This is a genomic window from Streptomyces albireticuli (assembly GCF_002192455.1).
Taxonomy (GTDB): domain Bacteria; phylum Actinomycetota; class Actinomycetes; order Streptomycetales; family Streptomycetaceae; genus Streptomyces; species Streptomyces albireticuli_B.
Window position 1 is genome coordinate 5730918 of sequence record NZ_CP021744.1, and the last position, 22458, is coordinate 5753375.

Annotated in this window: 15 protein-coding genes; 12 read left to right on the plus strand and 3 right to left on the minus strand. The window is 73.0% G+C overall.

What is annotated here, in order from left to right:
- Positions 1-300 precede the first annotated feature (300 nt).
- Entirely contained in the window at positions 301-2139 is a 1839-nt protein-coding gene (locus tag SMD11_RS24810; protein ID WP_087928546.1) for a DUF2334 domain-containing protein, read from the plus strand.
- Between the two features lie 5 nt (positions 2140-2144).
- Complete coding sequence (locus tag SMD11_RS24815) at positions 2145-3197, plus strand: glycoside hydrolase family 113 (protein WP_234366457.1); 1053 nt, start codon at positions 2145-2147, stop codon at positions 3195-3197.
- A gap of 128 nt (positions 3198-3325) precedes the next feature.
- Here SMD11_RS24815 and SMD11_RS24820 read toward each other — a convergent pair whose 3' ends face one another.
- The gene (locus SMD11_RS24820) at positions 3326-4207 is read right to left on the minus strand and encodes a hypothetical protein (RefSeq protein WP_087928548.1); all 882 of its coding nucleotides are present in this window, start codon (positions 4205-4207) and stop codon (positions 3326-3328) included.
- 249 nt (positions 4208-4456) lie between these two features.
- Here SMD11_RS24820 and SMD11_RS24825 point away from each other — a divergent pair, with 249 nt between their 5' ends.
- The 8 genes from SMD11_RS24825 to pepN all read left to right on the plus strand — a co-directional run bounded on the left by SMD11_RS24825 (position 4457) and on the right by pepN (position 17046).
- Entirely contained in the window at positions 4457-5251 is a 795-nt protein-coding gene (locus SMD11_RS24825; protein WP_087928549.1) for a S1 family peptidase, read from the plus strand.
- Between the two features lie 286 nt (positions 5252-5537).
- Positions 5538-6272 (plus strand): hypothetical protein, encoded by a 735-nt coding sequence (locus SMD11_RS36865; protein ID WP_087928550.1) that lies wholly within the window; start codon positions 5538-5540, stop codon positions 6270-6272.
- 193 nt (positions 6273-6465) lie between these two features.
- Positions 6466-7140 (plus strand): response regulator, encoded by a 675-nt coding sequence (locus SMD11_RS24835; RefSeq protein ID WP_087928551.1) that lies wholly within the window; start codon positions 6466-6468, stop codon positions 7138-7140.
- Positions 7137-8297 (plus strand): sensor histidine kinase, encoded by a 1161-nt coding sequence (locus SMD11_RS24840; RefSeq protein WP_087928552.1) that lies wholly within the window; start codon positions 7137-7139, stop codon positions 8295-8297. Before SMD11_RS24835 ends, SMD11_RS24840 begins: the two co-directional genes overlap by 4 nt.
- Positions 8298-8718: 421 nt before the next feature.
- Positions 8719-11778 carry an endo-alpha-N-acetylgalactosaminidase family protein gene (locus tag SMD11_RS24845; protein ID WP_199844092.1) on the plus strand — a complete coding sequence of 1020 codons (3060 nt, stop codon included), beginning with the start codon at positions 8719-8721 and terminating at the stop codon, positions 11776-11778.
- Between the two features lie 856 nt (positions 11779-12634).
- The gene (locus tag SMD11_RS24855; protein WP_087928553.1) at positions 12635-13534 is read left to right on the plus strand and encodes a helix-turn-helix transcriptional regulator; all 900 of its coding nucleotides are present in this window, start codon (positions 12635-12637) and stop codon (positions 13532-13534) included.
- Between the two features lie 11 nt (positions 13535-13545).
- Positions 13546-13851: a chorismate mutase gene (locus SMD11_RS24860; RefSeq protein WP_087928554.1), complete on the plus strand. Its 306-nt coding sequence runs from the start codon at positions 13546-13548 to the stop codon at positions 13849-13851.
- 234 nt (positions 13852-14085) lie between these two features.
- The gene (pepN, locus tag SMD11_RS24865) at positions 14086-17046 is read left to right on the plus strand and encodes an aminopeptidase N (protein ID WP_087928555.1); all 2961 of its coding nucleotides are present in this window, start codon (positions 14086-14088) and stop codon (positions 17044-17046) included.
- 155 nt (positions 17047-17201) lie between these two features.
- Here pepN and atpF read toward each other — a convergent pair whose 3' ends face one another.
- Positions 17202-17756 carry a F0F1 ATP synthase subunit B gene (atpF, locus tag SMD11_RS24870; RefSeq protein ID WP_087928556.1) on the minus strand — a complete coding sequence of 185 codons (555 nt, stop codon included), beginning with the start codon at positions 17754-17756 and terminating at the stop codon, positions 17202-17204.
- A 500-nt stretch (positions 17757-18256) separates the two neighbouring features.
- Between atpF and SMD11_RS24880 the strand changes: the two genes are divergently transcribed.
- Positions 18257-19774: a lysine N(6)-hydroxylase/L-ornithine N(5)-oxygenase family protein gene (locus tag SMD11_RS24880; protein ID WP_087928557.1), complete on the plus strand. Its 1518-nt coding sequence runs from the start codon at positions 18257-18259 to the stop codon at positions 19772-19774.
- Here SMD11_RS24880 and SMD11_RS24885 read toward each other — a convergent pair.
- Positions 19730-21535: a bifunctional metallophosphatase/5'-nucleotidase gene (locus SMD11_RS24885; protein WP_087928558.1), complete on the minus strand. Its 1806-nt coding sequence runs from the start codon at positions 21533-21535 to the stop codon at positions 19730-19732. The genes SMD11_RS24880 and SMD11_RS24885 overlap by 45 nt on opposite strands.
- A 128-nt stretch (positions 21536-21663) precedes the next feature.
- Between SMD11_RS24885 and SMD11_RS24890 the strand changes: the two genes are divergently transcribed.
- Entirely contained in the window at positions 21664-22401 is a 738-nt protein-coding gene (locus tag SMD11_RS24890; RefSeq protein ID WP_087928559.1) for an SIMPL domain-containing protein, read from the plus strand.
- The last annotated feature ends 57 nt before the right edge of the window (positions 22402-22458 follow it).

Here is a 22458-nt window from a genome sequence, read left to right on the forward strand (position 1 = left end):
GCGCCTCTTGAGGCGTGCGCAGGGAAGGTATCAGAGGTCGCGGGTACTACTGTCGGACTTGGTGGGAGTTGTTTGATCGGAATCTCAAATTCGATAGGCATACCGTTCGTTATGCCTGGTCAGGGCGGGTTGTTACGGGTGTGATCAATGGTCTGCACCAAAAGGCGTGCACGGAACTGCACACTCGGGATCATTGTTGTCTATTGACATGGGTTGTTCAGGGCCAGAAGAATCTGCAAACTGTCGGGCCCTCGACCATCCGGGGGTGGCGACAAGTGGTAAAACCAGGGGGAAAAAACAATGCGAAAAGCGAGAGCGAGATCCAGGATTCCCTGGATCTCCGCCGTCGTCATGCTCGTCGCCGCCCTGCTCGGCGGCCCCGCACTCTCCTCGCCCGGCCGGGCCGAAGCGGCCGGCACCGGCGACAGCCTCATATCCGGGCAGCTCGCCAGGGACCTGATCAACCCCACCTCGCTCTCGCTGAAGAGCGCCCAGGACCTCGGCGCCTGGGTGAAGACCCAGCTCAGCCTCGACAAACTGCGCCGGGCGAAGTCCCTTCTCGTCCAGCCCGCGCCCCGCCCGAGGACCGGCACCCAGACCGCCAAGGCGGCCGCCCCCGCCGGCACCTCCGCGCTCGTCCTCTACGACACCGCGGGCCCCTACGGGCACCTGGGCGAGCTCTACGCCATGGCCGCCGCCAACCTCGCCGGCCACTTCGGCAGCGTCACCGCCAAACCCGTCTCCACCTACACCGCGGGCCTCGTCGAGCAGCACACCGCGACGGTCTACATCGGCTCCACGTACTACGGCGGCACCCTGCCCGACGCCGTACCCGCCGCCTTCTACCAGGACGCGCTGGCCACCAGCCGGCCCGTCACCTGGATCGGCGACAACATCTGGAACATGGCCAACGCCGTCGGCACCGGCGCCTTCGGCCAGAAGTACGGCTGGGACCCCACCAACTCGTTCTACGACACGGGCGGCGGCGTCGGGAACATCAACCAGGTCACCTACCGCGGCCAGCAGCTGACCCGGAAGGTCCCCGCCGGCCAGGACGGCGGTGTGCTCCACCCCGCCCTGCTCACCGGCCCCGGCTACCCCCAGGTGACCCAGCTCGCGCAGGCCAAGGACGGCACCTCCGGCGCCACCAGCCCCTGGGCGATCCGCTCGGCCAACCTCACCTATCTGGGCGAGATCCCGTTCGCGTACGTCTCCGAGAGCGACCGCGTCATCGTCTTCGAGGACCTCCTCTTCGACGCCCTCGCCCCCGCGACCGCCGAGCGGCACCGGGCCTTCGTCCGCCTGGAGGACATCAGCCCCAAGGCCGACCCCGCCCAGCTGAAGGCCATCGCCGACTACCTGTACTCCCAGCGGATCCCCTACGGGATCAACGTCATCCCCGTCTACACCGACCCCAAGGGCGCCTACAACGACGGGGTGGCCGAAACCGTCACGCTCACCCAGGCCCCGGCCGTCGTCAACGCGCTGAAGTACATGCTCGCCCGCGGCGCCGTGCTGATGAACCACGGCTACACCCACCAGTACGGCAACGCCGACAATCCCTACAACGGCGTCACCGGCGACGACTTCGAGTTCTTCCGGGCCCACGTCGACGCCTCCGACAACGTGATCTACGACGGGCCGGTCGCCGAGGACTCCACCGTCTGGGCACAGTCCCGCGTCACCGCCGGGCTCGCCGCCTTCACCGCGGCCGGCCTGCCGAAACCGACGCTCTGGACGACTCCGCACTACGCGGCCTCCGCCACGGACTACCGTGTCTTCGGCCAGAACTTCTCCGCCCGACTGGAGAGATCGTTGTACTTCTCCGGCACCCTCGGCGGCACCGCCGACCCCGGCCGGTACATCGGCCAGTTCTTCCCGTACGCGGTGAAGGACGTCTACGGCACGACCGTCCTGCCCGAGAACATCGGCAACTACGAGCCCGACGAGTTCAACAACCACCCGCCGCGGCTCCCCGCCGACCTGATCGCCTCGGCCAAGGCCAACCTGGCCGTCCGGGACGGGGTGGCGAGCTTCTTCTACCACCCGTACTACCCGGTGGCACCGCTCCAGCAGACGATCGAGGGCATGCGCGCCCTCGGCTACACCTTCGTCGGCCCCGCGGACCTCACCCGGTGAACGCGATGAGGAGGGCGGTCGCCGCCCTCACGGCAGCGGCCGCCCTCTTCCTCGCCGGCTGCTCCTCCGACGGCTCCTCCGGGGGCCCGCCGGAGGGCGGCCGCGAGAGCCGGACCCCACGGGAGGGCAAGGTGAGCGACATCCGGGGCATCACGCTCCCCGCCTGGAACACCGACGACTACAGCAGGCCCGAGGCCGCGACGTACCTCCGGCAGATCGCCGCCACCGGCGCCGGCTGGGTGACCTTCACCCCCACCTGGTACCAGGACCGCGTCACCGATCCGGCCATGCGCGTCACGGACGAGACCGCGGGCGACGACAGCCTGCGCCACATCATCGGCCTCGCCCACGAGGCCGGCCTCAAGACCATGATCAAGCCGCATGTCGACCTGGTGAAGGGCGGCGACCGCGGGGAGATCCGCCCCGCCGACCCCGACGCCTGGTTCGGCGCGTACACCCGCTTCCTCACCCACTACGCGCGGCTGGCCGCCGACACCGGCGCCGAGCAGCTCTCCGTGGGCACCGAACTGGCCGGCACCTCGCGGGACGGCGCCCACTGGCGCGAGGTCGTCGCCGCCGTCCGTAAGGTCTACCGGGGCCCGCTCACCTACGCCGCCAACTACGACGAGTACCGGCGGATCCCCTTCTGGGACGCCCTCGACGTCATCGGCATCGACGCCTACTGGCCCCTCGGCGACCGCGCCACCACCGACGCCGGGCGGCTGCGCAAGGCCTGGGAGCCCATCGCGGACGAGCTGGCGGCCTTCTCGGCCCGCCACCACCGCAAGATCCTCTTCACCGAGGCCGGCTACGTCAGCCAGCGCGGCACCACCACGGCCCCCTACTCCTGGACCGTCAGCGAGAAGCCCGCCACCGACGAGCAGGCCGCCGCGTACGAGGCGCTGCTGGCCGCCCTGGACGGCAAGGAGTGGTGGGCGGGCGTCTGCTGGTGGATGTGGGACGACTGGCCGGACGCGGGGGAGACGGCGAAGCGCCTGGCGTACACGCCGCACGGCAAGCCGGCGGAGAAGGTGCTGAGGAAGTGGTGGGGGAAGTGAACGGGAGGGAATCCGGCCCGTCCGGCTCCGGGGACACCGCGCGATAGCGCGGGAAAGCGCAAAAGGGGCCCCGGGGGCGAAGCACCCCGGTCACAGGGGAGCAGGCGGGGAAGAGGAGCGGGCGGCCGTCATGTGTCGCAGTCCAGCACCGTCCGGCACAACCCGCACCGGGCCCGCACCCGCCCCTGCACCGCCACCCGGATCCGCTGGTGGCATGTGGGGCAGGGGAAGCTGACCCGTAGCGGGTCCCGCCCCTCGAACGCGTACCCGCCGCCGGGCGAGCCGCGCTCCGCGCGCCGGTCGCGGGCGTAGCGGTGGCGGCCCAGCCGGCCGGCCGCGGCCAGGGGCGGCCGCTGCTCGTCGCGCCGGGCCCGTGCCAGTCCCTTGGTGTAGGCGTCGTAGGCCTGCGGGCTGGTGAACCAGGGGGAGGGGTCCTCCCCGAAGGCCAGCGCCCGCTTGGCGAGGACGTAGCCGAACTCCTCCGGCGTGAGGTAGCCGAGCTTCTGCGTCGTGACCGACGACTCGCGGTAGGCGTCGAGGAGCAGCCAGCCGGAACCCAGGTAGGCCGCCGCCGTGTCGGTGAGGATCTCGTTGTCCCGGGTGCCGGGAAAGGCGAGATCGAGCCGGTGCAGATAGACGTGCATGACCTCGTGGGCGAGGGCGGCGCCGATGTCCCGGCGGTGGGTCTTGAAGCGGGAGTTGAGCTCGATGAAGTACTCCGGCCCGGCGGCGAGTTCGACGCTTCCCGCGTGCCGCATCTCGCGGAAGCTGACGATCATCCGGGCGTCCGGCAGCCGCAGGTGCCCGACCATGGCGCCGGCCACCCGCTGCACGCCCAGATACGGGTCCTCGTCGTCGGAGAAGGCCACGTCGGAGGGGGGCACGCTCAGGGCGAAGGAGTGCACCGTGTCGTACGAGAGCCGGCGGTACAGCGCGGTGATCGCGGCGCGCACCGCCTCCAGGTGCGGGAAGCCGTGCGCGATCTCGACGGCCCCGTTGTCCGAGCCCACGCGGCCACCCCCGGTCCGTCCGCTTCCTACGGGCACTCTACGGCCGGGACCCCGTGCCGGGCAGGGCGCGTGACCGCCGTGAACGGCGCGCGGCGGGCCGCCGACGGCCGCGGAAACTGGCCGAAACGCAAGGCTTGTCGCACCTTTCACCCACTCCTCATAATCGCACCGCGCTCCGAAGGCCGTATTCCGATTATCGGATTGACATGAGCCTGACAAAGCGCGCAACCTCCCACGAAAGGAAGCCAGTTGCTCACCTACTTCAAGGCTTTCCGGAGAACACTCGCCGTCGCGGCCGTCGCCCTCGCCGCCTTCAGCCTCCAGCCCGGCAGCGCCCAGGCCCAGGACCCCACCCCCGGGCCCGGCGTCGTCGGCGGCACCCGCGCCACGCAAGGCGAGTTCCCATGGATGGTGCGGCTGTCCATGGGCTGCGGCGGAGCCCTCTACACCCAGCAGATCGTCCTGACCGCCGCGCACTGCGTCGACGGCAGCGGCCCCAACACCTCGATCACCGCCACCGCCGGAGTCGTCGACCTCCAGTCCAGCCAGGCGATCAAGGTCAAGTCCACCCAGGTCGTCCAGGCCCCCGGCTACAACGGCACGGGCAAGGACTGGGCACTGATCAAGCTCGCCAAGCCCGTCAACCTGCCCACCCTCAAGATCGCCGACAACACCGCGTACAACAACGGCACCTTCACCGTCGCCGGCTGGGGCGCCGCGACCGAGGGCGGCCCGCAGCAGCGCTACATGCTCAAGGCCAACGTCCCGTACGTCGACGACGCCACCTGCCAGAAGGCCTACGGCGGCGCCCTCACCCCCGGTGACGAGATATGCGCCGGCTACCTCGCCCAAGGCGGCGTGGACACCTGCCAGGGCGACTCCGGCGGCCCGATGTTCCGTAAGGACAACGCCGGCGCCTGGATCCAGGTCGGGATCGTCAGCTGGGGCGAGGGCTGCGCGCGGCCCGGGTACCCCGGCGTCTACAGCGAGGTCAGCACCTTCGCCGCCAACATCAGGACCGCCGCCGCGAGCCTCGGCGGCTGACCGCTTCCGCTCCATCCCGTCCCACCGACCCGTTCGAGACCCCTCCCACCGACCCGGACGGACCAGCCCGGCCCACCCGGCCGGGCACGGCCCTCCCGGCCCGCCCACGCGACTCCGGTATGACGTGGGCGGGCCTCCGTCATCCTTTCGGCCGAGACGAGAATGGTCGGACAGTCGAGGTGTGGACCCCATAAAGGTCCGTAACGTGAGAGGCACGGCCCGATCGACCCGCCGCCCCCGGCGGCCGACGGCCGCAGACCGAGCCGCACGTACGGAAAGGGACCCCGTGTCCGCCAAGCACCGCATCGTCGCCGCCACCGTCCTCACCGCCGCCGCCGGCGCGGTGATCTGGCCGACGGCCGGCGCGGTCGCCGCGGACGCCGCCCACCGCGACGGCCGCCCCGGCGGCACCGCCACGAGCACCGTGCGCGAGGTCAGCCTCCCCGACGGCAGCCAGGCCCGCCTCACCTCCCGCGACGGGCGCACCAGCGCGACCGTCACCACCGAGGGCAGCGGACGGCACGTCCTCGACCGCGCCCACCCCGAGGCCGACCTCGACCGCCTCCACCTGCGGCTCCTCGGCGGCGACACCTCCAGCCCCACCCTGCGCGCCACCCTCGACGGCAGCGCGCGCACCCACGACTACGCGTTCCCCGCAGGCAACGCAGGCAACGCAGGCAACGCAGGCAACGCAGGCACCGTCGCCCCCGTGGGCACCACCGGCGCCACGGTCCAGGCAGCACACCGCACGGACGGCACCACCGGCGCGAACAGCACGGCCGCCGCCGGCCCGGCCGAGGACATCGACCACCGCGACCAGCAGGGCGAGCGCCGCCGCGACAGCACACGGATAGCCTCCAGCAACCCCGTCAAGCGCGCCGTCGAGGCCGGCGAGGCCATCAAGGGCCGGCACGACGTCGGCACCCCCGCCCTCGCCGGCGCCACGGCCCTGGCCCTCGCCGGCGCGGGTGCCTACGGCGTACGCGTCGCCCTGCGCCGCCGGGGCCGCGCCGACGCCTGAGCGCTGCGGTTGCGGCACCCCGTCACCCCCGGTGACATGAAGAGAAACCGACCACCGCGCGCCCCGGCGCGCCCGGCACACCCCGGACGGCCCCGGCCCGAAGGGCACCCCGGACCGGCACCCCGGCACGGCCCCGCGAGGCGGCAGGACCGGCGTCACCGGCCGGCCCGGCAAGGACAGGCGAGGGAACAGCATGGCGATCACCGTGGTCATCGCGGACGACCAGGAGATGGTCCGCACCGGCTTCCGGATGATCCTGGAGAGCCAGTCCGACATCGAGGTCGTCGCCGACGTCGTGGACGGCGAGGCCGCCCTCGCGGCCGTCGAGGAACACCGCCCGGACGTGCTGCTCCTCGACATCCGCATGCCCAAGCTGGACGGCCTGGAGGTCACCCGCCGCCTCTCCGGGCTCGCCGCCGCCGACCCCACCCGCGCCGGCCGGCCCAGGATCGTCATCGTCACCACCTTCGACCTCGACGAATACGTGCACACCGCCCTCCGCAACGGCGCCTCCGGCTTCCTCCTGAAGGACGCCAGCCCCGCCATGCTCGTCGAGGCCGTGCACGCCGCCGCCGTCGGCGACTCCCTCATCTCGCCCGCGATCACCGTCCGGCTGCTCCGCGACATGGCACCCGCCTCCGGCAGCGCCGGCCGCACCCCCTCCGAACCCCTCACCGACCGCGAGGCCGACGTCGTGCGGTGCCTGGCCCGCGGCGCGACCAACGCCGAGATCGCCGCCGAGCTGTTCGTCTCCCTCTCCACCGTCAAGACCCACCTGGCCAACGTCCAGATGAAGCTCGACGCCCGGAACCGCGTGGAGATCGCCGCCTGGGCCTGGGAGAGCGGACTGGCCACGGGCGGCGCGTGAACAGAGCCGCCGGGTGGGCCGCCCGGCACCCCCGGCTGGCCGTCGCCGCGAAGGCCGCCCTCGCGGTCGTCCTGCTCTGCCTCGTCGCCTTCGAGGGCGGCGCCCTCGCCCGCCAGCCCAGCCAGCCGCACGCCATGGTCCTCGCCGCCGGCGTCGTCGTCTGCCTCTGCGCCGTCCCCTACGGCTGGATCCCGCTGCCCGTACGGGCAGCCGTCGCCGCCGCGGTCTCCCTGACCACCTCCGCCGTCCTCATGACCGGCCCGCACCCCGCCGTCGTCTGGGGCATGGGCGAGGACATCGCCCTCCTCGTCCTCCTCACCGCCGTCCTCCAGCGATCCCCCTCCCGCGTCGCCGCCGTCCTCGGCCCGCTCCTCGGCGCCGCCTGCCTCGCCGCCCCCATGCGCGACCTCGCCCCCGGCCGCTTCACCGCCGTCTTCGGCACCCTCACCGTCGTCGTCACCGCCTACTCGCTCCTGCTGCGCGGCCAGACCGGGCAGCGGATGCGGGACATGGCCGCCGTGCGCACCGCCGAGCGCCTGGAGCTCGCCCGCGAGCTCCACGACCTCGTCGCGCACCACGTCACCGGCATCGTCGTCCAGGCACAGGCCGCCCGCTTCACCGCCCTGGACGGCCCCGCCGCCGCGGCCGCCTTCGAGCGCATCGAGATCTCGGCGGGGGAGTCGCTCAGCGCCATGCGCCGCCTGGTCGGCGTGCTGCGCGAAGGGGACGCCGAGACCGAACCGGTCGCCGGCCTCCCCGAGGTGCGCGCGCTGACCGAGGCCTTCGCCCGCACCGGCCCGCCCGTCGTCCTCTACATCGAGCAGGGCATGGACCGCTGGATCCCCGCCGACGTGGCCGCCGGCGTCCACCGCGTCGTCCGCGAGGCCCTCACCAACATCCGCAAGCACGCCGCCGACGCCACCGCCGTACGCATCGGCCTGCGCGGCGTCCCCGCCGGTGTGGAACTGCGCATCGCCGACGACGGCAGCAACGCGGCGGCCCTGTCGGAGAAGGCGCGCGGCGGCGGTTTCGGGCTCGTCGGCCTCTGCGAGCGGGTCAAGGCCATGGGCGGCCTCCTCCGGGCCGGCCCGGCACCCGAGGGCGGCTGGGAGGTCACCGCCCTCTTCCCGACGGAACGGCGCTTCCCGCCGGGATGAACGCCGGGACGGACGCCGGGACGGACGCCGGGATGAACGCCGCGATGAACGCCGCGATGAACCCTGGGACGGACGCCGGGACCAACGCCGGGACCGGCCAGGGGACGGGTCCCGCCGTGCGGCCGCTTCCGCCTCCGCCTCCGCTTCCGTTCCCGCTCCCGTTCCCGCTCCCGCGCGGCGGCACACACCGGACCCCGCACCACCCGACGCTCATTAGTCCAAGACCCGCACGCCCTTTGTCCATGGGCTCCCGGCCCCCTCCGCCCCATGGTGACGCTGTGACCCCTGGGCGTGAGGAGGCGCGAACAGCGTGACCACAGACCTACCCGGCCTGCCCGACCCCTGCCCCGACCACCTGCCCGAGGCCCGCCCCGACCACCTGCCCGACCGCTCGCCCGCCACCGGGCCCAGCCGGCGCGCCATGGTCGCCCGCACCGCCCTCGCGGGCCTCGGCGCCGCCCTGACCGGCAACCTCACCGGCACCACCGGCACCGCCCACGCCGCCGCACCCCCGGAAGCCGTGCTCCGCTCCACCGAACTCGACGTACGCGTCGACACCACCTTCCCCCGCGTCATCTCCTACACCGACCGCACCACCGGCGCCGTACTCCACGCCCAGGAAGACCCCGTCACCTCGGTGCGCATCGGCGACACCGAGCACACCCCCCGGGTCACCTCCACCGTCGCCGGCACCGGCGACCGGGCCACCTACACCCTCACCCTCGACGGCGGCACCCGCCTCGACATCGAGATCCACGTCGACGGCCCACGCCTCCACTGGCGCGTCACCCGCATCACCGACACCCCCACCCTCCGCGTCGGCACCCTCGACATCCCCGGCCTCGCCCTCCTCAGCGTCCGCAGCACCCAGCCCGGCGCCGAACTCCTCGCCGCCCGGATCCAGCTCGACAAGGCCAAGAACGGCGACACCCACATACGCCCCACCCCCGGCACACCCCCCGACCCGGCACCCGTCGGCTGCGCCTACGCCGTCGTCGCCACCGGAGAACTCGCCGCCGCCGTCGAGACCAACAGCGTCCACGACCGGCCCGACCCGAGCAGCACCTGGGAGAACGGCCGCCTCCGCCGCCAGACCCTCGCCCGCAACGGCTACACCAAGGCCCAGCTCACCTGCGGCCCCTGGACCCACCGCGCCGCCACCGCCCCGCTCGACGACACCGAGCCCCTGCCCCACGCCACCGTCATCGTCACCCGCGACCGCAACGGCGACGGCCGGGCCGACTGGCAGGACGCCGCCATCGCCCTCCGCGACATCATGACCGACCCCCTCGGCGCCGACGAACAACACCTCAGGGTCGTCCCCCACATCCCCTTCAACTTCGCCAGCCAGGCCACCAACCCCTTCCTCGCCACCCTCGACGACATCAAGCGCATCGCCCTCGCCACCGACGGACTCCGCCAGTTCACCCTCCTCAAGGGCTACCAGTCCGAGGGCCACGACTCCGCCCACCCCGACTACGGCGGCAACTACAACACCCGCGCCGGCGGCCTCACCGACCTCAACACCCTGCTGCGCCTCGGCAAGCGCTGGAACAGCGACTTCGCCGTCCACGTCAACACCACCGAGTCGTACCCGGTCGCCCACGCCTTCTCCGAGACCCTCGTGGACAAGAACGACCGCCAATGGGACTGGCTCGACCAGTCGTACCGCATCGACGCCCGCCGCGACCTGGTCTCCGGCGACATCGCCCGCCGCTTCCGGCAACTGCGCCAGGAGACCGACCCGGCCCTCGACACCCTCTACATCGACGTCTTCCGCGAATCCGGCTGGAACTCCGACCGGCTTCAGCGCGCCCTGCGCGAACAGGGCTGGCGGATCACCACCGAATGGGGACACGGCCTGGAGAGATCCAGCCTGTGGGCCCACTGGGCCAACGAGACCGACTACGGACCCGACACCTCACGCGGCATCAACTCCCGCCTCATCCGCTTCGTCCGCCACCACCAGAAGGACGTCTTCGCCGACAAATGGCCCCTTCTCGGCCACGCGCGGCTCGGCACCTTCTCGGGCTGGCAGGGAAAGACCGACTGGAACGCCTTCCACCGCCTGCTGTGGACCGAGAACCTCCCCGCCAAATACCTCCAGGCCTTCCCCATCACCACCTGGACCGAACACACCGTCACCTTCGCCGGCCCCACCCGGACCGCCGTCACCGACGCCGGCGGCACCCGCCGCATCACCACCGACGGCCGCGTCGTCTACGAGGCCGGGCGCTACCTCCTGCCCTGGGAACCCCGCACCGCCACCGACCCGGCCAAGCTCTACCACTACAACCCCGACGGCGGCCGCACCACCTGGACCCTGCCCCGAGGCTGGTCCGGACGGCGCGCCGTCACCCTCCACCGCCTCACCGACCAGGGCCGCGCCGACACCCGCGAGGTGCCCGTACGCGGCGGCGAGATCACCCTCGACGCCGAGGCCGGACAGCCCTACGTCCTCACCCGCGGCACTATGCGCCGCCTCCCCGACCCCGCCTGGGGCGAGGGCACCCCGCTGCGCGACCCCGGCTTCCACTCCGGCACCCTCGACGCCTGGCACGTCACCGGCCCCGCCACCGTCGCCCGCAGTCCCCTCGGCGACAGCGAACTCGTCATCGGCCCCGGCGCGGCGGCCACCGTCGGCCAGCGGCTCGCCCGCCTGAGACCCGGCACCTACGCCGCGTCCGTCCAGGTCGAGGTCGGCGCCACCGCGGGGGAGCGGCGCCGGGCCGGCCTGGAGGTCCGTACCGCCGACGGCGTCACCGCCGCCAACTGGACCGACACCTCCACCGCCGTCAACCACATGGCCGCGGACCGCAAACACGGCAGCCGCTTCCAGCGCATGTTCACCTGGTTCACCGTGCCGCCCGGCGGCGGGCCCGTCACCCTGACGCTCACCGCGGCGGCCGGCCGGCCGCGCGTCCGCTTCGACGCCCTGCGCGTCGTCCCCGGCCGCCGGGCCGCGCTCGCCGGAGCCCTCCACTTCGAGGACTTCGAGCACGTGCCCCAGGGCTGGGGCCCCTTCGTCAAGGGCGACGCCGGCGGCACGACGGACCCGCGCACCCACCTCGCCCAGCGGCACGCGCCGTACACCCAGCGCGGCTGGAACGGCAAGGCCGTCGACGACGTCATCGACGGCGGCCAGTCCCTCAAGTCACGCGGCGAGAACACGGGCCTCGTCTACCGCACCCTGCCCCACACCGTCCGCTTCCTCCCCGGCCGCCGCTACCGCGTCTCCTTCCGCTACGAGAACGAGGCGGCCGGCCAGTACGCCTGGGTCACCGCGGCCGACGCTCCCGACGCGCGTGAACTCCACCGCGCGGCGTTGCCGGAGGCGCGTGAACCGGCCACGTTCGTGTACGAGTTCACGGCGCCGGGGGAGGGGGGCGGGGAGGCGTGGGTGGGGTTGCGGAAGGTGGGGGAGAGCGGGACGGCGGAGTTCGTGCTGGACGGGTTCACGGTGTGGGAGGTGGGGGCGTAGGGGGTGGCGGGGTGGCCCTGCGGGCGGCTCTCTCCCCACCCCGCCCCTTCCCGTAACTGTGGGCTCCGCCCCCAGACCCCCGGCCGCGCTGACGCGCGGTGTCCTCAAACGCCGGACGGGCTCGATCTCGCCCGGGCCGGCGATCCCCGACGGCCGGCCCTTCCCCCGCGAGGCTTTCCGCGACGGCCGGGGTGGGGCCTCCCCCGGGACGGGGCCCGCCCGGTCCAGGGAAGCCGGGCGACCGCGAAAGATCGGTGAACATCAGCCCGTCCGGGGCGTACCCCAGCGACGGCCGGAGGAGTTCGGGAGCCGGGAGCCGGGAGCCGGGAGCCGGGAGCCGGGAGCCGGGAGCCGGGAGCCGGGAGCCGGGAGCCGGGAGCCGGGAGCCGGGAGCCGGGAGCCGGGAGCCGGGAGCCGGGGGAGCCGGGAGCCGGGAGCCGGGAGCCGGGAGCCGGGAGCCGGGAGCCGGGAGCCGGGAGCCGGGAGCCGGGAGCCGGGAGCCGGGAGCCGGGAGCCGGGAGCCGGGAGCCGGGAGCCGGGAGCCGGGAGCCGGGAGCGGGAGCCGGGAGCCGGGAGCCGGGAGCCGGGAGCCGGGAGCCGGGAGCCGGGAGCCGGGAGCCGGGAGCCGGGAGCCGGGAGCCGGGAGCCGGGAGCCGGGAGCCGGGAGCCGGGAGCCGGGAGCCCGAGCGGAGGCCCAGCCCGGTGGCGTGGCCCGGTGGCGTGGCCGGTACCGGGATCGGGGCCAGGGCTCGGTGGGGCCGGGGGTGTGCCCCCACGGGTATGCCCGCCGTGGGACGACGGCCGCCGGCCGCGAGGCCACCTGGTGTCGGGGCACGTCCGTGCGAGAGCATCGGACGTGTTCCGCACCTGGATGCGCTACTTCACCCCCGCCCCCGTCCACCACCGCCTCGGCCTCGTCTGCCTCGGCGTCGGCCTCCAGCACGGCGCCCTCCCCGCCGTCGGCCCCCGCACCCTCGACCACCACGTCGCCGTCGTCATCAGCGCGGGCAGCGGCTGGCTGCGCACCCCCGACGGACGTACGCACACCGTCACCGCCCCCGCGCTCCTCTGGCTCACCCCGGGCATCCCCCACCACTACGGCGCCGCCCCCGGCCGGGGCTGGGACGAGAGCTTCGTCGACTTCACCGGGCCCGCCGTCACCGCCTACACCGAGCTCGGCTGCATCGAACCCCACCGCCCCCTCGTCCCCCTCACCGACACCACCGCCGCCCGCGCCGCCGTCCACCGCATCGCCCGCGCCGCCCGGCACGGCAACCCCCTCCTGGAGATCGAGACCTCCGCCGCCGTGCACGAACTCCTCGTCGCCCTGCGCCACGCCCGCACCGGCCCGCACGGCACCGGCCCGGCCGCCGACCCCGTGCTCCAGGCCCTCGCCCGCGACGCCTTCCTGCCGCTCTCCGTCGCCCAGCACGCCGCCCGCCACGGCATGACCCCGGCCGAACTGCGCGCCGCCGTGCGCCGGGGCGCCGGATGCAGCCCCAAGGACTACCTCCTCGGCATCCGCCTCGGCCGCGCCAAGGAACTCCTCGCCGCCACCGAGCTGCCCGTCGCCGCCGTCGCCCGCCGCGTCGGCTACGACGACCCCGCCTACTTCAGCCGCCTCTTCACCCGCCGCGTCGGCACCGCCCCCGTCCGCTTCCGCGCCCGCCAGGGCGCCGCCGTCCCCGGCGGCTGGAGCCACCGGATCCCCGATCCGGACCACCCTCCGGTCATCGGACCTCGCACTTCCGCATAGGCTCGGTGACCATGAGCAACAGTGCCAACGACGAGTCCGTGACGGCCGAGCTGACCCGACTGCGCGACAGCATCGACAACATCGACGCCGCAGTGATCCACATGCTCGCCGAGCGTTTCAAATGCACCCAGCAGGTCGGCCACCTCAAGGCCGCGCACAAGCTGCCCCCCGCCGACCCCGCCCGTGAGTCCCGCCAGATCGCCCGGCTGCGCGAACTCGCGGAGAACGCCAAGCTGGACCCGGCGTTCGCGGAGAAGTTCCTCAACTTCATCATCGCCGAGGTCATCCGCCACCACGAGACGATCGCCCGCGCGTAGGCGGAGCCCCGGGACGCCTTCGACGTCACTCACGCGAGCGCGCCCCCTCACCGGACAGGCCGGTTCCACTCCCGTCGGCTCATCCCCACGGGAGCGGACCCGCCCGGTCCGGGCGACCACCCTCGGCCCGTCATCGAGGACCGGTCCCGCGGCGGAGCCCCGTACCGCGCCGGGCAGCCCCCCTCGCCCCGAAACCCCATGGGCCCGCGCCGAGCGGTACGGCAGCATGGCCCCATGCCCGTACTGACACGCGAAGAAGCGCAGACCCGAGCCCTGCTCCTCGACATCCACCGCTACGAGGTCGACCTCGACCTCACCCGCGGCGACGAGCTCTTCGGCTCCACCACCGTCATCCACTTCACCGCACGCCAGGCGGGCGACACCTTCGTCGAGCTCCGGCCGGCGGCCCTGCACCGCGCCACCCTCGACGGCCGGCCCCTCGACCCCGCCGCCCTCGACGACAACCGCCTGCCCCTGACCGGCCTCACCCCCGGCACGCACGAACTGCGCGTCGAGGCCGACATGCGCTACTCCCGCACCGGCGAGGGCATGCACCGCTTCACCGACCCCGCCGACGGCGAGACCTACCTCTACACCCAGGCGTTCCTCGAAGACGTCCAGCGCGTCTTCGCCGCCTTCGACCAGCCCGACCTCAAGGCCGTCCTCGACGCCACCGTCACCGCGCCCCCGGCCTGGACCGTCCTCGGCAACGCCGTCGCCGAACGCGTCGGCGACCCCGCCGAAGGCCGTTGGCGGCTCGCCACCACCCAACCCCTCAGCACCTACTTCATCGCCTTCGCCGCGGGCCCCTGGCACTCCGTCCGCACCGAGCACGCCGGCCTGCCCTTCGCCCTGCACTGCCGCCGCTCCCTCGCCGCCCACCTCGACGCGGACGCCGAGGAGATCCTCGACATCACCCGCCGCTGCTTCGACCGCTACCACGAGATCTTCGACGAGCCGTACCCCTTCGACTCCTACGACCAGGCGTTCGTCCCCGAGTTCAACGCAGGCGCCATGGAGAACCCCGGCCTCGTCACCTTCCGCGACGAGTTCGTCTTCCACTCCGCCGTCACCGACACCGAACGCCAGACGCGCGGCGTCGTGATCGCCCACGAGATGGCCCACATGTGGTTCGGCGACCTCGTCACCCTCCGCTGGTGGGACGACATCTGGCTCAACGAGTCCTTCGCCGAGTACATGGGCTACCAGGTCCTCTCCGAGGCCACCCGCTTCACCGGCACCTGGACCGACTTCGCCGTCGCCCGCAAGGGCTGGGGCTACGACGCCGACCAGCGCCCCTCCACCCACCCCGTCGCCCCCGAACCCGGCGCCGTCCACGACACCGCCTCCGCGCTCCTCAACTTCGACGGCATCTCCTACGCGAAGGGGGCCTCCGCCCTCCGCCAGCTCGTCGCCTGGCTCGGCGAGAAGGACTTCCTCGCCGGCATCAACGACCACTTCACCCGCCACCGCTTCGGCAACGCCACCCTCGCCGACTTCCTCGACTCCCTCGCCCGCGCCTCCACCCGCGACGTCCACACCTGGGCCGACACCTGGCTGCGCACGAGCGGCGTCGACACGCTCACCCCGCGCGTCGACGCACGGGACGAGGAACCGGCGCCCACGGCCGCCACACGGGAGGCCGCCGCGGGCGGCGCGACGGGCGTCACCGCGACGGGCGCGACCCCGGCGGCCGAGCCCGCGGGCGCCGCGACCACGCGGCCCGCCGGGGCTGCCGCGACGCCGTTCGCCGAGGACGCCACCGCTTCGGACGCCACCTCGCCGGCGGGCACCACCGCGGCCGGTCCCTCCGTGGGAGCTGAGCCCGCGGGCGCCGCCGCGGGACCGTTCGCCGCGGGCGTCACCGCTTCGGGTGCCACCCCGCCGGCAGGTGTCACCGAGGCCGTTCCCGCCGCGACCCCGCTTGCCGCGGGCGCCACCGCTTCGGATCCCACCCCGCCCGCAGACGCGACCCCGGCAGCCGAGCCCGCGGGCGCCGCCGCGACCCCGCTCACCACGCCCCCCGGCCCGCCCGCCACCACCGACGGCACCTGGCGCCTCGCCCTGCGCCACGACGGCACCCGCCCCCACCACCTGACCCTCGGCCTCTACGACACCGCCCCCGGCGACGACCACGCGCTCCTCCTCCGCGACCGCGTCGCCACCGACCTCCCCGCCGGCGGCGGCACCCGCACCCTGGAGCTCCCCGGCCGGCGGCCCGACCTGCTGCTCCTCAACGACGGCGACCTCACGTACGCCAAGGTCCGGCTCGACGCGGCCTCCTGGGACACCGCCCTGCGCGCCCTCTCCGGCCTCCCGGACGCCCTCGGCCGCGCCGTCCTCTGGAACGCCGCCCGCGACATGGTCCGCGACGGCGAGCTCGCCCCCGCCGCGTACCTCGACGCCGCCCGCGCCCACCTCCCGTACGAGACGGACACCGCGATCACCGGGGGCGTGCTCGCCTTCGCCCGCCACCAGATCGCCGACCGCTACGTCTTCCCGGCCGCGCGGCCCGCCGCCCTCGCCCTCCTCGCCGACCTCTGCCGCGACGTCCTCGCCCGCACGGAGAGCACGGCCGGGGGCGACAGCCAGGGCATCCGCCTGACCGCCGTCCGCACCCTCGTCGACAGCGCCACCGACCCCGGCACCCTCCACGCCTGGCTGCGCGAGGGCACCGTCCCCGGCGGGCCCGCCGGGGACGCCGAGCTGCGCTGGCGGATCCTGCACCGCCTCGCCGTCCTCGGCGCCACCACCCCCGCCGCCCTCGACGCCGAGCTGGCCCGCGACCCCAGCGCCACCGGGCGGGAAGGCGCGGCCCGCTGCCACGCGGCCCTGCCCGACGCCGCCGCCAAGGAAGCCGCCTGGCAGGCCATGTACGGGCGCGACGACCTCTCGAACTACCTCTTCACCGCCACCGCCCAGGGCTTCTGGCAGCCCGAGCAGCTCGATCTCGTACGCCCGTACCGCGACCGCTACCACCCCGCCGCCGTCGCCCTCGCCACCCGCCGCGGCCCCGCCCTCGCCTCGCTCGCCGGCGGCCACGGCTTCCCGTACGTCCTCGTCGAGGAGCGCACCCGCGAACTGGGCGAGGAGTGCCTCCGCACGGACGGCCCCACACCGGCCCTCCGCCGCAAGCTCGCCGACCAGCTGGACGACCTCGACCGCGCCCTGCGGATCAGGGCGGCCCAGGGGTAGCCGGGGCGCACCGGGGGGACCGGGGCCTGCCCCCGGTCGCGGGCAGGAGACCGAGCCGCCCCACAGATGGCCCCACCCCCGCACACGAAACGGCGAGGCCCCCGGAACCTTCAAGGTTCCGGGGGCCTCGCCGCACGAACGAACAGCCGCAGGCGTCAGGCCCGCTTCTCACCCGTCACATCGGACGGCTCCGCCGTCTTCAGCTCCTCCAGGAAACGGTCGACCACGCCGTTGTCCCGCGCGAAGTCCGCGACCGGCTCACCCACGACACGGCCGGCCAGCTCCGTGGCCAGCACGCCGACCTGCTCGCGCAGCTCGGCCTCCGCCACCGCGCGCTCCGCGTCGATCACGGCGTGACCCGCGGCGATGATCTCCTCGCGCTGGCGCTGACCCTCGGCGCGCAGCTCGGCGATGATCGCCGTGCCCTGCTCGACCGACTCCTGGCGCAGGCGCGCGGCCTCGTGGCGGGCCTCCGCCAGCAGCTCCTGGTACTCGGCGTGGACACGGGCCGCCTCGGCACGCGTCGCCTCCGCCTCGTCGAAACGCCCCTCGGTGGCCTTCTCGCGCTCGACGAGGACCTTGTTGATCCGGGGCAGCAGGACCTTCGCCATCACGGCGAAGAGCAGGAAGAAGAGGACGGCGGCGAGGACGAGCGGCGCCGGCTCGGGCTTGAGCGGCCCTACGTCGAGAGCGAGAAAGTTCATGGCCATGGGTGCAGATTAGTCGACGCGGCGCGCTGAGTCGCCCCGCACCCCTTTAGCAGACCCGGAGCACCGCCGCCGCAGGGCGGTCCCCCCATCGAGGGAAACCCTCGCCGACCCAGGTCACCGAACGTACGGCGTCGGTAACTTGGTGCAATTAGCGCTCACCAGAGCCCACGTGGACCGTGCCGCATCCGCCCAGCGCACCTCGCGAGTCAACCCAAAAGGGGCATCCCCATGCCTACGCCCGACACCGCCGCCCCCACCGGCGGTGCCCCCGGTGCCACCTCCACCCGCCGCCACCGCTCCCCGCCCGCCCCGGAAGGCGCCACCGCCCGCGTACGGGCCTCCACCGCCCCCGCCCGGCCCCACGGCCCCCGGACCGGCCCCGGCCCCCTCAGAGCCCCGGGCGCGCCCGCACGAGCTCCCTCCGGCGCCCGGCCCCTCCGCACCGGCACCCCGGCCGGCCCCACCACGACCACCCCCCACAAGAAAGGCCAAACACCCCGATGAGCGCCCCGAAACCACCGAACAACACCACCGGCACCCCCGAAACCCCGCCCAACGGCTCCACCTCCGGCACCGGCACCCACCCCGACACCACCCCCGCGAACGGCCCCCGCACCACCCCCGACCAGCCCCTCGACCTCGCCGGCATCGGCATCGGCCCCTTCAACCTCTCCCTCGCCGCCCTCGCCCACGGCATCCCCGGCCTCCGCACCGCCTTCTACGACCAGACCCCCACCTTCCGCTGGCACCCCGGCCTCCTCATCGACGGCACCAGCCTCCAGGTCCCCTACCTCGCCGACCTCGTCACCCTCGCCGACCCCACCAGCCCCTGGAGCTTCCTCAACTACCTCAAGACCCGGGAACGCCTCTACCCCTTCTACTTCGCCGAGCGCTCCCACATCCAGCGCGCCGAATACGACGCCTACTGCCGCTGGGTCAGCCAATCCCTCCCCGACCTCCACTTCGGCCACCAGATCGACGCCCTCCGCTGGAACCCCGAACGCAACCTCTTCGAGATCGACTACACCCAGCTCGACGCCGACGGCGAAGCCGAAGCCCTCGGCCGCGCCTACGCCCGCAACCTCGTCCTCGGCGTCGGCACCACCCCCCACATCCCCGAACCCCTCCGCCCCCTCGCCGAAGCCCCCACCGTCCCCGTCATCCACTCCGCCGACTACCTCGACCACCGCGAGCGCATCCTCGCCGCCGACCACATCACCGTCATCGGATCCGGCCAGTCCGGCGCCGAGGTCTTCCTCGACCTCCTCCGCAACCGCCCCGCCGGCCGCGAGAAACTCCACTGGCTGGCCCGCACCCCCGCCTTCGCCCCCATGGAATACAGCAAGCTCGGCCTCGAACAGTTCACCCCCGACTACACCCGCTACTTCCACGCCCTCCCCGAATCCGTCCGCAACCAGCTCCTGCCCCAGCAGTGGCAACTCCACCGCGGCATCGCCGCCGGCACCCTCTCCGACATCCACGAAGAGCTCTACCGCCGCAGCCTCCACGGCGGCTGGCCCGACACCGTCCTCACCCCCGGCGTCTTCGTCCGCACCGCCGGCCGCGTCGGCACCACCCGCGTCGAACTCCACCTCGAACACGCCCAGCAAGGCGCCCGCTCCCGCATCACCACCGACGCCGTCGTCCTCGCCACCGGCTACCGCGAACGCCGCACCGAGACCCTCCTCGCCGCCCTCGACCCCTACATCCGCCGCGACCACAGCGACCGCCCCCGGATCGACGAACACCACCGCCTCGTCCTCGACCCCCTCGTCACCGGCGCCGTCCACGTCCAGAACGCCGAACAGCACACCCACGGCGTCGGCACCCCCGACCTCGGCCTCGCCGCCTGGCGCAGCGCCGTCATCCTCAACGCCCTCATGAAGAAGACGGTCTACCCCCTCCCGGAGCGGACCGCCTTCACCACCTTCGGACTGGAACCGCGACCACAGCCACGACCCCAGCGCACCTCATCAGAAGACCGGCGCACCATCCCGCGTCAGCTTCCAGTCCACTGACCCGAACCGGCCCACATCGATCGACCCCTGGGCCTTCACCCACGAGATGATCGTGTTACGGATCTCCTCCGAATTCGCCCACACCTGCTTCGCCCGCGCGATGTGCGGGAAATTCCCCCCACCACTCGCCCGGTAATTGTTCACCGCCAGCACGAACTGCGCCGCGTCATCCAGCGGCCTCCCGTCGAACGACAACTTCGTCACCCGCGCCCCCGGCGCCTTCGCGATGTCGATCTCGTAGGAGAGGCCGCTGACCGCGTCATAGTTGTAATCCGGAATGCCCTCCGCGTTCGTCAGCTTCGCCGGATCCACCGCACCACCCGCCGGCGTCCGCACGTAATACCGCGCCGAGAACTCCAGATACTCCCGCAGCTGCGCACCCGTCAGCACCCGCGCCTCCAGCGTGTTCTCGAACGGATACAGCCCCGCCACCTCACGGATCGTCACCCTGCCCGCCGGCACCGCCGCCGTACGCGAGAAGCACGACGCCTGCGACAGCACCGGCAACGACGCGTACGCCGTCCCCGCCAGCGCCCCCCGCACCGTCTCCGCCTGCACATGATTGATGAAATCGATGATCGGCGTGTCCTTGAACGGAGCCTCCGCCGCACCCATCGCCGCCGTCGACGTACCGATCACCTGATTCACATACGCCACGACCTTCTCGTGCTCATCGCGCAGCAACCCGGTGATCTTCTTGTCCTCCGGCACCGTATTGGAATTCAGCACCTTCGCCGACACCGACTCCACCCGCCAGCAACCCCGCTCCCACACCAGACCGAAGTCGAACAACGTCAGCCGCTGCCCCCACTTCAACGGCTCCGAAAGCACGACCTCCTTGCCCGTCTTCTTGTTCACCACCCGGTACTCGGGAATCTCCGTGTGCGCGTGACCCACCAGAATCGCGTCGATACCCGGCACCTGCTCCGCCACCAGCGCCGCCGCGTTCTCCACATGCGGCAACTGGTCACCGTACGAGGACGTACCGCTCGAACCCGAATGCGCAGACACGATCACCACATCCGCGCCCATCGACCGAAGCCGCGGCACCCACTTCGCCGCCTGCTCCTCCAACCCCGGGAACGTCATCTTCCCCTGGACATTCGCCTTGTCCCAGATCGCGATCCCCGGGTTGGTCAACCCCAGCACCGCCACCTTCACATCACGGCCGAACGGCGTCCGCACCCGCTTCATCACATACGGCGCGAACGCCGGCCGCAACGTCTTCGCATCCAGCGCGTTCGCCCCCAGCAGCGGAAAATCACACTGCTCCTCGAACTTCCGCAGCACCGGTATGCCGTAATTGAACTCGTGGTTCCCCAGCGCCGCCGCGTCATAACCGATCGCGTTCATCGCCTGCGCCATCGGATGCACCGGACCGTGCTTCCGCGTGATCGGATCCACCTTGGCGTAGTAGTACGACAACTGCGTACCCTGAATCGTGTCGCCCGCGTCGATGAGCAGCGTATTCCGCCGCCCCTTCGCCTCCCGCACCTCATTCACCAGCGTCGATATCTTCGCCAGACCCACATCGTTGTGCGCCTTGTCGTCGAACTCCGCATCCGTGAAGTAGTCCCAGTTGAAGACGTTCCCGTGCAGATCCGTCGTCCCCATCACCGTGAACGCGTAACGCCGCTTCCCACGGTCCGACCCGAGCGCCGCGGCCGGACCGGCCCCCACCACCCCCACCGAGCCCACGAGCGCGACCCCCGCACCCGTCGCGGCGGTACGCCCCAGAAAGTTTCTCCGGTTCAGCGGCACTTCATCTCCCCATTCCAGTGACTGACAACGCGCGTAGATTCTGACCGCGGCACCCCCGCCCACAACACCCCCGCAAGGTTGCGATCCGGTGACTCCCGGGCGACCGGCCCGGCTGCCACCATGACCCCATGACCACACCCGAGCCCACACACCCGCCCACACCCCAGCACGCCCCCCAGCCCCTGCCCTACGGCACCCCCGAACACCCCCGCATCGCCGTACGCGGCGAGGCCCGCCTGGAGGTCGACCCCGAGATCGCCCACCTCGGCATCACCGTCACCGCCCGCAACACCGACCGCGACACCACCCTCACCGACCTCACCCGCCGCAACAACCAGGTCCTCGACCTCCTCAAGACCACCACCGGCGACGCCGTCGAACGCATCGAGACCGGCACCTTCACCCTCACCCCCCAGCTCTCCGAGAAGAGCCGCGGCGAACGCGTCCGCGCCTACCACGGCACCGTCCACCACACCGCCACCCTCAGCGACTTCACCACCCTCGGCGAACTCACCACCCGCCTCGCCGCCCTCGACCTCACCCGCGTCGACGGCCCCTGGTGGGCCCTGCGCCCCGACTCACCCGCCCACCGCGAAGCCCGCCGGCAGGCCGTACAGGACGCCGTGCGGCGCGCCCGCGAATACGCCGACGCCCTCGGCGCCCGGCTGGTCGCCCTCCTGGAGCTCGCCGACGAAGGCGCGGAGAACGCCTCCTTCGGCGGTATGCCCCCGGTCGTGGGAATGTCCCGCGCGGCCGGCTTCGGCGGAGCCCCGGAAGCCGCCCCCGCACTCGATCTCGAACCCCAGCGCCAGACCGTCTACGCACAGGTCAACGCCCGGTTGACGATGACCCCGCCGGCCCTCTGAAAGCGCTCATCGGAGCACCCCCGCGCACGTTTCAGTAGATGTCAACAAGCTTTTACC